The following is a 13,525-nucleotide window of genomic DNA, read 5'->3' as shown; positions in this document are numbered from 1 at the left end:
GTTTAATACCCCAATCTTGCAAGTGTCGTAGCCTTAACAAATATGATTGCCACTGACCACTGACCACTGACTAATGACTAATGACCACTGACCACTGACCACTGACTAATGACCACTGACTATTGACTTTAAAGTTGCTGCATCAATCCCCAGATTGTGGACATGGGGGGCGAGAAATTCTGATGTGGATAACTCAGCCGGATTAACAGCAATGGCTTGATTGAGATCTTGCTTTTGAGCAATTTGGCTTTCTGTCAACCAGCTATCAAATTCTTCTGGAGTGTGAACAACTACTGTTGTCCGCATCGAACCGTGATAACCGCCGCAAAGTTCCGCACAAACAACCGGATATGTACCTGGTTTTGTAGCGACAAATCGCAGTTGGGTAGCCATACCAGGAAGCGCATCTTGTTTTAACCGGAAGTTTGGAACCCAAAATGAATGAATGACATCCTGCGCTGAAAGATTGAGTAGTACATCAGCGCCTACAGGAACGTGCAACTCCCCAGTGGTAACACCACTATCGGGATAGTTAAATATCCAGGCGTACTGCATTCCTTTGACATCAACAACCAAATCTGCTTGTTTACCTATGTTTTGGGGAGATGCACCAATGCCAATAGTCGGCGCACTTGTAGATTTGACGTTATCGTTATTGAGAGTTGCAGCGAGAGCGGTTCCCGCACGCTTCGCGAACGCGCTGTTGCTGATATGAGCAACATGAGGATGATCTCCAGGTTCAAAACCTCCCATGCGGTTAAAGACATCTACACTGTAAATGCCTAAGCAAAGCACAATAAATGTGGGGATTGCTGTCCAAAAGATTTCTATGGGAACATTGCCTTCTACTGGCACACCATCGGTATCATCTCCCCGACGGCGACGATATTTAACTAAAAAAATCAGAATAGTTCCTTCTACCACTAAAAACAAAGCGATCGCAATGGTAAACATGATGTTGAAAAATCCATCTACCAAAGGCGCTTGTTGCGATGCTTGCACCGGTAGTAGAGTGTGGTTTTGACCAAGCCAAATACTGACTACTGTAACTACTATCCCGCCAACCAGAGTCCATAGTGAAACAGGAATTTCTTGCATATATGCTACCTGCTCTATAAAACAGCGTTAAAGGTGTGATTTTCTGGTATTAGGTATTAGGTATTGATGATTGGGTATCAAGTATTAGTTAAACTGCCCAATATTAACTCCCAATCATACTTCCCAGTCTCCAGTTACTTTCTTTCACTTATTAACTTTCTATCTCACACTTACAAAAATTGGGGGAATTTTCCAGATGTTTTCACATCTTTCCCCCAAAAACTAACAATATATTTTAACTCCTATGCCAAAGATGCTTTTGCTTGGGAAAAATCTCATTGTGACAAAGAGACATTGTTAGTTCTAATATTGTTCAGTCTAGATTAGCAGCAAGTATAAATTTGTTAATAACTGACAACTTGGATTTACGATTTTGTTTACTGTGAACTTTATACCATTTACAGTAAATATCTAGTACAACACAGTCAGACAATTGTAATTACGAATTACGAATTAATCTCAGCGGTACTAGTATTCCCCTCTAGTTACCTTGCTTAATATATCTCCCCCCGCTTCTAACAATGTCCCTTTAACAGTTATCAGTTATCAGTTATCAGTCAAATGCCACTTGATAACTGTTTACTGTTCACTGTTTTAATTACTTAATGCAACATGGGTGTAGCAATTCTTAGGACAAATCCGTGAACAAGCCTCACAACCAATACAATTTTCTGGAGAAGTAACTGCCATTACTTTCCGTTCAATTTCTTCATCGTCTTCATCTTCAACAAATTCGCCTTCTTCGTTGAGTGCTTTTAAACCTAACACATTGTAACCACAGACTTTGACACATCTGCCACAGCCGATACATTTATCTTTGTCAATTTCTTGAGCAAACTTTGGTGTCCAAGTTTGACCGCCAAATGTAACTCCTGTTAGTGTTGCCATGAATAGCTCCTCGGCAATTATGCCTGTAATATTGTTGGTTAGCTAATTGTCATCCTCATTTAATATTAGGCTTTAATTTTAGTGTTTAGCAGTTAATTTTCTCTTCATTAAAATTTGATGACTTTAGCTAAATTCTTGCTTGTTTTAAAGGTTTTAAGCTTAAATGAAAGTTTTTGCCAATAATTATTTAGTAAACATTCAGATACTAATACTAATTTAACATCCACAAATATCTAACAGTCCGCTTTAACTTTTAACCTTACTTGCGTAGTAGATGTATTTTGGGTTGAGGAACGTAGACCCAACATGAACAAGACTTTGTTGGATTTCGCTATCGCTTAACCCAACTTACTATTCTTTTGATAGCTCAATACTAATTGAATCTCAACAGGTATATATTATAGCCTTTTGTATTGCTAAAATAATCAATTAATGTAATTACGAATACAAGTTAACAGTAGTAATAATTATTAAATAATGAGACTCTTTGGCAATTCTGTTTGAAATGTACAAATGTAGATAGAACAGTAATTAGAGATACAACTGATGTTTGTCTTGATTAAAATGACATACTTTTAGAGTAAATATTATGACGCAATCAAGTTTTATATAATTATCTGTCTAACATTTATCAAAGTAATGATCGTCTATTTGTCTGATATTAACTTATCAAGATTATTCAACTTACAAAAGAACTGTAACGTTTATAGCAGAATGTGAGTTAGTGTCAAATATTAAAATTATTAATAAATTGGATAAAAGTAAATCATAATAGGCATAAATATTAGACAAAAAGCCTTTAGGTAAAATTATCAGGCTAAGGTCAAAAATTTCGTAAGCTAAGTATTAATTAAATCATTAAGAAATACTTCCAAGCTCACTCTGAACAAACTCTTTACAGTATTTATGAAATGTATAGTTAATAAAGAACTAATATTAGGCTCAGTTTAAAAGCCTGAAAAGAAACTTCCGATTGGATGCGAAATCTCAAAATGTAGGTGGGGAGTTTTTGCAGCAAGAATAATTTTTTCTTGCTCGGTGAATAATTTAGTGATAAGTGATGAATAAAGAGGACACATCCAGGGGAGACCTGAGCCAAACATCTCAACGATTAGAGTGGGAAGAGAGCCAATATGCCTTATACAATTCCTAACAACAGTTGCGTTGGATGTGACAACTGCCGTCCTCAATGTCCTACGGGTGCAATCCAACTAGAGAATGATGAATACTGGATCGATCCTTTGCTTTGTAACAATTGTGAAGGTTATTATCCTGAACCCCAATGTGTAATAGCGTGTCCGACAAAGTCTCCCATACCTTGGCAAGCGAAAAAAGGCAGATGCAAGGTTGAACCGAGAGATGCTACCAGTCCAGATTTGTTTTCTAATGGTAAGAATAATCCATTTGCTTCAGCGATCGTGATTTGGGAAGCTTGTAATGTTTTGGCACAGCGGACATCTTTAAATTGGGAAGCTGATGCTGAAGGTAACTTATGTTATGGCCGACGAGTCAAGCAAGGCCGGGGAGCGATCGCTTTTCACATTCAAGATCCATTTAAAGTTAGCGATCGCGTCACCGAATTATCAGCGATTGAAGAACTTGATATTAGAGCTACTTGTATTCATTTAATGTTTGCGGCTTATGCTACAACCCTAGATCAACCTTGGGAGATGGAGTTTGCAATCAATGAACGGCAAATTGAAAAATATTTAGGGTTAGAAAAACGCAAAGACCTCAACAAAAATGCCAAGCTAGCTTTAATGAAAAACATCGTGCAGCAAGCTTGCTCACTGATTGTTTCTATTGACTGGCCACAACAAGGCAGAGTTAACGGCTTCTCGGTGACAAAAAGCCGCTTGTGGCACTTATTAGAGGTTGAACATCACTTTCAAGAAGACGATCGCGGATGTAAATATCTAATTGGATTAACTTTTAAAGTCAAAGCCGGAATCTGGGCGCAGTATTTCTTAAACAAACAAGCATGTAAAGCACGAACCGCATTTTATCAATACGGTAGCCTACCCAAAATATTGTTAACTACTGTGATGAGTATTTGGCAGCAACATGAAGGCGCAGTCAGACTAATGCTGTGGTTGCTGTTCAAAACCAAAATGGGCAAAGAACAACGTATTACTATTCCGACTTTGTTACGCATTGCTTACGGCGAAGAAAAAGTTACCCAAGCATCCCGACAACGGGAAGAACGTAAACGCTTGTTGCGAACATTTGAAAATGATTTGGAAGTTCTCAATCATCACGGCATCAAACCAGTTTTTGATCCAGTGACTTATCCTCCAGAAATTCAACCTTTGTGGGCAAAGTTAATGGCTATTCCCGAAGACCCAGACGAAGCATTAGAATTTTGGATTAACGATGGAGGAGGTGAAAACCGCCTGACAGATACAGGCCCTCGTGGTAAGTGGAATCTATTGATGAATGCGCGGATTTTATCTTTTGAACTACCGCCAGAATGGGAACAGCAAATTTCGGAATCACAGAAAAAGCAACGACGAACTACTAAGACCAGAAGAAAACCTAAAATCACAGGTGATCTGTTAGGTGAGCAGATTTCACAGGCACGAAAAAATTTGCAAATATCTCAACGGGAATTAGCAAAGCTTGCAGGTAAAAGCCAAAGCTGGATTCGAGACGTAGAAAATGGGCGTTTAAAAGCCAAACTAGAAGACCAAGTACTGTTACGGAAAGTACTGAATATTGTTTAATTTCAATAGAATCTTGAAGCGCCGATCTACACTGATAAACATGGATAATTCCAAATTATTAGTGTATGTCGGCATTTGTAATTTATCCCTCTCCTTCTGTCACTTTCCATGTAAGAAGAACGAAAAACTATAAAAAATTCAGTATTTTGCGTAATTTGTAAGATTTGACTACGAAATATCTACTAGAATCATTGCATTTACCTAATATTGAAGACACACTGAAAATCATGGAAATTATCACAGGTAGCGGCAACGACACTGTTATTAGACCAGTTATTGTCAATGGCACAGTGTTTCGGAGTAACGATACTATCAGCACTGGTGCTGGTAACGACACAATTAACCCAGGACTAGGTAAATATGAGTCTGTTGATGGTGGTGAAGGTTTTGACCACTTGATTGTCGATTACTCTGTTGGTGATACGGGGGGCGGTATGTCTTTTAATAGTGGTGTTAACCCTAATTTAGGCACTGCTAATCGACATGAAAGCGGTTCTCTATTGGATTACGTCGCCTTCAAAAATATTGAGAAATTCACCGTCATTGGTACTAGCAAAGATGATACTATCAAAACATTCTATGGCAGTAATGTCATTAAAGCGGGTGCTGGCAATGACAGTGTGACGGCTATTGCTGGCACTTTAGATGGTGGTTCCGGTTTAGATTACCTTACCCTTGACCTCTCCACACAAACAGCTAACCTCAACCTTTCTAACCTCACGAATATCAATATTTCTGGTGTTGTCACTGCCATCAATTTTGAGGGATTTTCGATTACTACAGGCAGTGGTAACGACATTGTTACCCATTCGGGAATTGTTAATGGTGCTGTGCTGCGAACCAATGATGTCATTAAAACTGGTGCTGGCAACGACATTATTAACGCCGGACTAGCTGGCGGAAGTATCAATGATGGTGACACTGTTTATGGTGGTGATGGTATTGACCGCCTGATAGTGGACTATTCTGTTGGTGATACTGGCACTGGTATGCGTTTCAATGGTAGTAGCACTTATGGCTCTGCTATACGACAAGTCAGCAGTACAAACAATACTCGCTTGGATTTCATTGGTTTTTACAACATTGAGGAGTTCACAGTTACAGGCACCAGCAAAGATGACACCATCAATACTGTTGCTGGAAACGACATTATCAATGGTGGCGCTGGAAACGACATTATCAATGGTGGCACTGGAAACGACATTATCAATGGTGGTGCTGGAAACGACATTATTGATGGGGGTGCAGGTAATGATAAGATGACTGGCGGTACTGGAAATGACACCTACATCGTTGACAGCACCGGAGATATTGTCACCGAAATCTCCACACTCAGCACTGAAATTGACACAGTAAAAGCCTCCGTTACTTATACCTTGGGAGCAAATCTAGAAAACTTGATTCTGACAGGTTCAGGAGCAATTAATGGGACTGGCAATAGCTTAAACAATAACCTGACAGGTAACACAAGAAATAATATCTTGAATGGTGGTTCAGGCAATGACACTATTGATGGTGGTGCAGGCAGTGACACTATTGATGGTGGTGCAGGCAATGATACCCTTATTGCTAGTTCAGTCAGGGATGTGCTGGGTAAGGATATCCTTATTGGGGGAGACGGAAATGATACCCTCATTGGCGGGGCAGGTAATGACATATTAACAGGTGGCAATGGCGGTGATTTCTTCCTTTACAACACCAATGCTGCTTTTAGCAGTTCAGCTATTGGCATTGACAGCATTACGGATTTTCAAAGAGGGAGCGATAAAATCATCCTAGATAAAACCACATTCATAGCCCTACAAAGCTTAGCTGGTAATGGGTTTAGCCTGAGTAATGAATTTGCCATAGTTACTAGCAACACTGCGGCTGCAATCAGTGCTGCCAAAATTGTTTACAACCAAAGCAGCGGCTCTCTGTTTTATAATCAAAATGGACTTGCGGCTGGCTTCGGAACTGGAGCAAATTTTGCTAATTTAACAGGCAACCCATCATTGACTGCATCAGACTTTGTGATCCAAGCTTGATGAAAATGTTTTAACAAATCATCAATTAGGAGATAAAGTGCATACATTAACCATTCTTTAGATTTCGCACCGCGATAAATTATTTCTCATGAAATCTTATCAAAGGGAAGAGAAAGTTTAGGCTTTATTTTCCTTTTGTTTGGTAATGGCACCAAACTATCAAATACCAGTATGCCAAAAGCGATCGCCTCCAATACAGGAAACCGCCTTCGTAATAAGGACTTTAGTCCTTGTTTTCTAAGCACTAAAGTCCTTACTCTACACTTGTCCTAACAAAGATACTACGCGTATTAAGGCAAAAGACGCGATAAATCGCCGTCTCTACTATCAAAAAACCTCAACCTAATTGTATTGAGGCTAAATCAAGCTATCTCAATTTTGCAAAACATCCTGAAGCATGGGAGCCAATTCTTTATTTAACCGACCAGCCCGGACAAATTCCGCATAAGTATCTGCCTCAATTGCTAGCAGTTCTCCGCGAAACTGTTCAGTTGTAAAACTCTGAAGATTGGGATATTCATCCTGCAATTTATCAATTTTTACTTGTAGATCTTCTATTTCGCCCTTAATTAGCGTTTCTTGATAACGGTAAAACTCTGGGTCTATACCAGGACGTTGAGCTGTTTGCAGGTATTGCAGAACGCGTTTTAAGGCTACATTGCGAGCAGCTAATTCTAGATATTGTTCGCGTAGGGGTGCATCACCCATCAATTCCAGCTTTTGCAGTAAAGGTTTAATTGTCAATCCCTGGACAAGCAGAGTAAACAAGACGACTCCAAACACCGCAGCGATAATTTTTTCTCGCTCTGGTAAGCCTATAGGTACACTCAATGCTAAGGCAATAGAGACAGAACCACGTAACCCCCCCCACCAAAGGATAGTTTGGTCAGGTAAAGAAATTTTAGATTTAGTGATGCTAGCGCTCAAGTTGCTAAGAATGAAAATAGCACCTGCCCTCATCAAAATCATTGCTCCTATTGTCACAACAATGATGTCCAAATTCTCACCCAAACTAGCAAAGCGAATTTGGTCGCCAATTAGCAAAAATACAATTGAATTGACAAAAAACGCCAAAAATTCCCAAAACTCGGAGACAATAATCCGAGTACGGGGATTCATGCCAATGCGAGAGCCAAAGTTACCTAAAATCAAACCTGTAGTTACAACTCCAATTACCCCAGAACCACCCAAGTCTTCAATAATCAAGTAAGTACTATAAGCAGAAACCAAAGTCAAAGATTGTTCCACCATTGGCAAATCAAAGCGCTGGGTGAGGTAAGAAATGCCAAAACCAATCAACGCTCCCACCGCTAAACCAATGCCGACAACTGTAAAAAACTCCACTAAAATTGGTTGGAATCCCAATTCCATAGTTCCAAAAGGTAGCGCCACTAAAAAACCAAAGGCAACTACTGCCATGCCATCGTTAAATAAGCTTTCGCCTTCCATCAAGGTGATTAGACGGCTGCTTACACCCAATTCACGAAATACAGCAGTGACAGAAACTGGGTCAGTCGCAGACAGACTTGCACCGATTAGTAAAGCTGTAGTTAAAGATAGTCCAGCTAACTGATTGAGACCTATTGCTATCCCCGCGATCGCAATTACTACCCCCAATACAGCATATAAACAAACTGGCAGAAACTCCTGCTTCAAGCTCGACCATTTCAAATTCCAGGCAGCTTCAAACAGCAGTGGTGGTAAAAAAATAAACAAAATCAATTCTGGAGAAAGGGTGACAAGACGGACATCAACAACCGCTAACCCTAAACCGACAATTACCAGTAGTAAGGTATAAGGTATGTGGCGAAACCAACTAAATACCTGTGGTAGGGTTGCCACACCTAAAGATACCGACAGTACCAAAAGAAACTGCTTGAGATTGGTGGTGATGACTTCCTCGTTAGTAGCCGCATTAATTACCGCTTCAAGCACCATAAACAAATTCCTAAAAATTTTGCGATCGTCTTCATCTAACTATTTTCAGATGACATCAGTTAAATGTAGGACTTTTATGGGCAAAAAATCAGGACAAACTCTAATTGCTTTGTATCCTCTGTAGTTGTTGCTACATTTGAATCACCACTAACTAATGGTGGATTCCAAGCGTTCAACACAGGCAAAATTCACTGTTAAAATACGACCAGTCCGCTTACTTAAACAAGACACACAGCTTATGATTACTCAAATGATGGTTCAACCCTCATTCTGGGTAGAATCTGGGATAAAACTCAGTAAAGTTAGGAGCATATATTTATTTAAATTTACTGAAGAATTACAGTCTCGACTTGAAGGATTATCTGAGAAAAAGAAAGCTGGATTGCTAACTCCAGAAGAAGATGCTGAATTGGCGGGCATATTAGAACTTGATAGAATTTTTACCTTGCTTAATGCCAAAATCATCTCTGAATCATGACAGTCAATGATGCTAGCAAAAAATTAATCAGACAAAGAGCCAAATTTCTGTGTGAATACTGTCATTCTTCTGAAGAAGCAAGTGCTGCTCTATTTTCGATTGACCATATTGTACCGCAGTCTCTTGGTGGTTCAGATGATTCCGATAACTTAGCGTTAGCTTGTCAGCGTTGTAATGGATATCGTTATAACTTCACTACTGGAATTGATCCAGATACAGGCCAAATGCTATCTCTGTTTAATCCACGCCAGCAAAAGTGGTGTGAACACTTTATTTGGTCAGCAGATGGTCTAAAAATTATTGGTATTACTTCCGTAGGACGAGCTACTTGCAATCGTTTAGACCTCAATGATGAACGTCATAATGAAGGATCTATCGTTAAAGCGCGTCGTCTTTGCATGAAAGGTGGTTGGCATCCACCTGATGAAGATCCGCGACAATAACTATTTTATTTGTAACGATTTCTTAACATTTACCCATACAATTAATTTAGCTCACCTTATACCATTTCACGAAATTATTGATACAAATTACTTTTCTTACTCCCCCTGCCTCCTCTGCTTCCCCTGCTCCACGCCAGTTGCTCCTGGGGGGAACCACGCCACTTGCTCCACTTGGGGAGACCCCAAGACCGCAGTGGCTCCCCAAGACCGCACTGCCTCCCCTGCTTGCCCAAATGTATCAACTTTAAAGTGAAACGGTATTACACCCGTACATTCTTCTTGACGTTCTAAACTCACACGCTGAAGTTGCTAATTTGGCATGAATGAGGAGAAAATCTATCAGTCAAGCTAAACTAACTTTCAGATCGTAATAGTGGATGTTACCGAATTAGTCAAAGTTTCAATTATTCTCTTGCTGCTTGCTACAGGTGTAGCTCTGCTGTCCCGGCGGTTGAAAATCCCTTATGTTACAGGTTTAGTTTTAGCAGGTTTGCCCATCACTGAGCTGTTATCTCGTCCGATTGGTTTAAATCCTTCCCTTGTTTTGAATCTTTTTTTGCCAATTCTCATCTTTGAAGCTGGTATTAATACAGATGTCAGCCGCCTACGCAGCACCTTTAAACCAATTGCCCTACTAGCTGGGCCGGGGGCTGTGCTTTCTGGTGCTATTATTGCCGTCCTGTTGAAATTTGGGTTGGGACTGAGTTGGATACCTGCTTTATTTGTCGGAGTAATTTTGGCAAACACTGATACTGTTTCCATGATTGCCGTCTTTAAGGAAATACCAGTACCCTCCCGGCTTTCCACCATCGTTGAAGGAGAAACCCTATTCAATGATGCCGCTGCCCTAGTTTCATTCAACCTGATTTTGCAAGTATATTCAACAGGCTCACTTACATTTATAGAGGGAATCCAACAACTGCTGTTTATCTCTCTAGGAGGCTGCCTTATAGGGTTAGTCTTGGGCTACTTGAGCATACCTGTATTCGCCCGTTTAGATGATCCCCTGAGTAGTCTCTTACTAACAGTCGCAGTTGCATTAGGAACTTTTCAGGTTGGGCAATCTCTCAGTGTATCGGGTGCTGTGGCTGTAGTTGTAGCGGGATTAATTTTCGGTAATTTTGGACTTTATCGCAATACTTCTGCTTCTAGCCGCATCACCTTGTTGAGTTTCTGGGAATATGCCAGCTTTACTGTTAATACCTTTATTTTTCTGCTGATTGGTGTAGAAATAGACCTAATAACGCTCTGGAGAACTTTACCTGCAATTCTATTTGCAGTTTTGGCTTATCAAATCGGGCGAGTTCTTACGGTCTATCCGTTGCTAGCAGGGATTCGTTGGATTGACCGCCCAATTTTGCTGCGCTGGCAACATTTACTCTTTTTAGGCAACATCAAAGGTTCACTTTCGATGGCCTTGGCGTTGAGCTTACCCACTACATTACCAGGGCGAGATATCCTCATCGCTTTAGTTTTTGGCAGTGTGCTTGTGTCGTTAGTGGGACAAGGTTTAAGTTTGCCTTGGGCAGTAAAACGCTTAAAATTATCTAATTTTTCAGAAGCTCAACAACAGGTTGAACAATTGCAAGCCCAGCTGATGACTGGTAAAGCTGCACAAGATGAATTAGATAGCCTGTTGAAATCAGGCGTATTACCAAAGGCTGTTTATGAAGAGATGCGTTCAGCTTATCAGGTACGAATTGCCAGTGCAGAAAAGACACTGCGGGAACTTTATAATCGTCGTCCTGATGAAGTGGAAAGTAGAAGTGGCAAGAGCAGTAAACTTGAAGCTATTCGCCGACGTTTACTTTTGGCAGAAAAAGGAGCGCTCAATGAGGCAATACGCAAGCGGATTCTCTCAGAAGAAATTGTGCGCGGGCGAATACAAACTCTTGATGAACAATTGTTGAAACTAGAAGATGATTAAAATAATTCGTAATTCGTAATTCGTAATTACAGATTAGGAATTTTTTTAATTACTTTACCAGGACTGATAAAAGAAATTCCCTGTTGAAAGTCAGTACCAATCATCACTGCCTCCACTAAAGGCTCAGATATTTTTGTTTGGGCTACCCACTCTACAATAAAGTTTGCGCCTAAACCTCCACTGGTGTCATTTCTATTGATAAAAAAATCTGTAGAAGCTAGGGCATCAAGTTGAATAGGGCGCTCCAAATACTGTTTAACTAGTTTACCGTCTGAGTTATAGTAGCGCACGGAAGTAATAATAATAGGGTTATTTATATCTGTATTCCGAATACTAAGCGTAACGGCTAACTCAAAATTCTCCTGGCGATTGTGGTGATAGATATGAGAATAAACAGGAACATAGATAGTTTGACCGCTTGCTATTTTAAAATTTTTATCTAGTGTTACTATTTTTTGAGATGGAGTTGTTTGAGTGGCATCGGGTTGTGATTTGGGTGGAATTTTTGTTGATTGACAAGATGCAAGAAAAATAATAGCGATCGCTAAATAAATATGTGGATACGGCTTCATCAAAACTATTTACACCAATTTTTTATTATGTGTAGCTAACCTTATTTAACATGAGTTTCCAAGGAAGGCGCACCTGCGGGAAGGGCGAAAGAAACAAATCAAATCCTCTTCCCTTCTGCCTCCTGCCTTCTGCCTCCTGCCTTATTTCTTAGGAGTTTGATGAACCTCTCCCCAACCCCTCTCCGACGCGGAGAAAGGCAGAAATCTTTCAAGTTTTGAACAAAACAATCCAGATTTAAAAGCCTCTCCCATTGTAGGGGCTACGGTGTACACACAAGTCTTTTAAAGTTGCTGTGTAACGTAAAGTGGGTTAATTTTTGCAGGCTAGTACAATCGCATTATTAGTCGAGACATTGGCATTGTTAGCGGATACAATCGCATTGTCAGTCGACACATTGGCATTGTCAGTCGATACATTGGCATTATTAGTCGAGACATTGGCATTGTCAGTCGATACAATCGCATTGTCAGTCAATACATTGGCATTGTCAGCGGATACAATCGCATTGTCATTCAATGGGGCAGTTTTAGATGACTTGTGTGTACACCGTAGACTCTGGGAGAGAGCAATGGAAGCGGGGTTTTTTGAGCCGTCAAACTCACGTTTATTGAATAAATAATTTAGGTAGGGACTGCTATTAACATCTTTGTTCAATAAAATCAATAACTTGATGTAAACATCCTGGCTTAGTCACAATTAATACAGTTGAATGAGGTTTTAGTATTGTACTACCGTTAGGAATCATCAAATCATCATGAGGATGGGGTTGATAGCCAATAATTAACGAGCCAGTAGGAAATTGGGAATCTTGAGCAATTTCGGCAACACTACGACCAGCAACATAGCAATTGTTTGGGATGGAAAGTTTCAAAACCTCAATCTGTCCCTGCTCAAAATGCATCATTGATTCTACTTGCGGATACTCAATGGCATTCACCATTGTAGAAACTGATAATTCAACAGTACTAATAATGTGGTTGGCTCCAGCTATCCGCAGTGGTTCAGCAAAATCGGGGTGGCGCATTCGACTCAAAATATGAGGGACACCGTAGTGTTTAGCAAGAGTTACCATTGCTAAGTTTAAGGCATCACTTCTAAGAACAGCTGCCAAGGAGCCGGCTTTACGAATCCCAGCTTCTAACAATACTTCTGTACTGACAGCACTGCCTTCAAAAGCCATTGCTCCTACTTGTTCACGGGCGTAGCGGCAAGCGATAGGGTCAATGTCAATGACGGCAACAGTATGCCCCAGTTCTACCAATTTTTGTGCCAAACTTAGCCCCACTAAGCCTGCTCCGCCAATTAGTACGTACATGGTTATTCTTGATGCTTTTCAAGTTTTTACTTTACAACTTATACCAATTCTATGTAGGGCTGCACTCAATATTGTTCGGTTAAGACACCAGACGCGATAAAACTGAATAACAGAT

At 40.2% G+C, this 13,525-nt stretch carries 12 protein-coding genes; 6 read left to right on the top strand and 6 right to left on the bottom strand.

Annotated features, from left to right (window positions below; translation table 11 throughout):
- Positions 1-105: 105 nt before the first annotated feature.
- Together QI031_RS19155 and fdxB are read right to left on the bottom strand one after the other, a co-directional pair.
- The gene (locus QI031_RS19155; RefSeq protein WP_281481243.1) at positions 106-1,098 is read right to left on the bottom strand and encodes a cytochrome c oxidase subunit II; all 993 of its coding nucleotides are present in this window, start codon (positions 1,096-1,098) and stop codon (positions 106-108) included.
- A 594-nt stretch (positions 1,099-1,692) separates the two neighbouring features.
- On the bottom strand, positions 1,693-1,986 hold the full coding sequence (fdxB, locus tag QI031_RS19150; RefSeq protein ID WP_281481242.1) for a ferredoxin III, nif-specific: 294 nt from the start codon (positions 1,984-1,986) through the stop codon (positions 1,693-1,695).
- Positions 1,987-3,119: 1,133 nt separating this feature from the next.
- Between fdxB and QI031_RS19145 the strand changes: the two genes are divergently transcribed.
- Positions 3,120-4,709 carry a helix-turn-helix domain-containing protein gene (locus tag QI031_RS19145; protein WP_281481241.1) on the top strand — a complete coding sequence of 530 codons (1,590 nt, stop codon included), beginning with the start codon at positions 3,120-3,122 and terminating at the stop codon, positions 4,707-4,709.
- A 227-nt stretch (positions 4,710-4,936) separates the two neighbouring features.
- Positions 4,937-6,736 carry a calcium-binding protein gene (locus QI031_RS19140; RefSeq protein ID WP_281481240.1) on the top strand — a complete coding sequence of 600 codons (1,800 nt, stop codon included), beginning with the start codon at positions 4,937-4,939 and terminating at the stop codon, positions 6,734-6,736.
- Between the two features lie 372 nt (positions 6,737-7,108).
- On the opposite strand, the gene QI031_RS19135 is transcribed toward QI031_RS19140, so the two are convergent.
- Positions 7,109-8,674, bottom strand: a complete 1,566-nt coding sequence (locus QI031_RS19135; protein WP_281481239.1) for a cation:proton antiporter — start codon at positions 8,672-8,674, stop codon at positions 7,109-7,111.
- A gap of 238 nt (positions 8,675-8,912) precedes the next feature.
- On the opposite strand from QI031_RS19135, the gene QI031_RS19130 reads away from it, so the two are divergent.
- Positions 8,913-9,152 carry a hypothetical protein gene (locus tag QI031_RS19130; RefSeq protein ID WP_281486078.1) on the top strand — a complete coding sequence of 80 codons (240 nt, stop codon included), beginning with the start codon at positions 8,913-8,915 and terminating at the stop codon, positions 9,150-9,152.
- Positions 9,149-9,595 carry an HNH endonuclease gene (locus tag QI031_RS19125; RefSeq protein WP_281481238.1) on the top strand — a complete coding sequence of 149 codons (447 nt, stop codon included), beginning with the start codon at positions 9,149-9,151 and terminating at the stop codon, positions 9,593-9,595. The genes QI031_RS19130 and QI031_RS19125 overlap by 4 nt, the downstream gene beginning before the upstream one ends.
- 96 nt (positions 9,596-9,691) lie before the next feature.
- Here QI031_RS19125 and QI031_RS19120 read toward each other — a convergent pair whose 3' ends face one another.
- On the bottom strand, positions 9,692-9,892 hold the full coding sequence (locus QI031_RS19120; protein ID WP_281481237.1) for a hypothetical protein: 201 nt from the start codon (positions 9,890-9,892) through the stop codon (positions 9,692-9,694).
- Between the two features lie 76 nt (positions 9,893-9,968).
- Between QI031_RS19120 and QI031_RS19115 the strand changes: the two genes are divergently transcribed.
- Positions 9,969-11,522, top strand: a complete 1,554-nt coding sequence (locus tag QI031_RS19115) for a cation:proton antiporter (RefSeq protein WP_281481236.1) — start codon at positions 9,969-9,971, stop codon at positions 11,520-11,522.
- A 26-nt stretch (positions 11,523-11,548) separates the two neighbouring features.
- Here the strand turns inward: QI031_RS19115 and QI031_RS19110 are convergent, their stop codons facing one another.
- Positions 11,549-12,094, bottom strand: coding sequence for a DUF3124 domain-containing protein (locus tag QI031_RS19110; RefSeq protein WP_281481235.1), 546 nt, complete (start codon positions 12,092-12,094; stop codon positions 11,549-11,551).
- A 317-nt stretch (positions 12,095-12,411) separates the two neighbouring features.
- Here QI031_RS19110 and QI031_RS19105 point away from each other — a divergent pair, with 317 nt between their 5' ends.
- Positions 12,412-12,714, top strand: coding sequence for a hypothetical protein (locus QI031_RS19105; protein ID WP_281481234.1), 303 nt, complete (start codon positions 12,412-12,414; stop codon positions 12,712-12,714).
- Between the two features lie 18 nt (positions 12,715-12,732).
- On the opposite strand, the gene QI031_RS19100 is transcribed toward QI031_RS19105, so the two are convergent.
- Positions 12,733-13,410: a potassium channel family protein gene (locus QI031_RS19100; protein ID WP_281481233.1), complete on the bottom strand. Its 678-nt coding sequence runs from the start codon at positions 13,408-13,410 to the stop codon at positions 12,733-12,735.
- Positions 13,411-13,525: the final 115 nt, after the last annotated feature.

This window comes from Halotia branconii CENA392 (assembly GCF_029953635.1).
Taxonomy (GTDB): Bacteria; Cyanobacteriota; Cyanobacteriia; order Cyanobacteriales; family Nostocaceae; genus Halotia; species Halotia branconii.
This window is presented reverse-complemented; position numbering and strand designations above follow the sequence as displayed.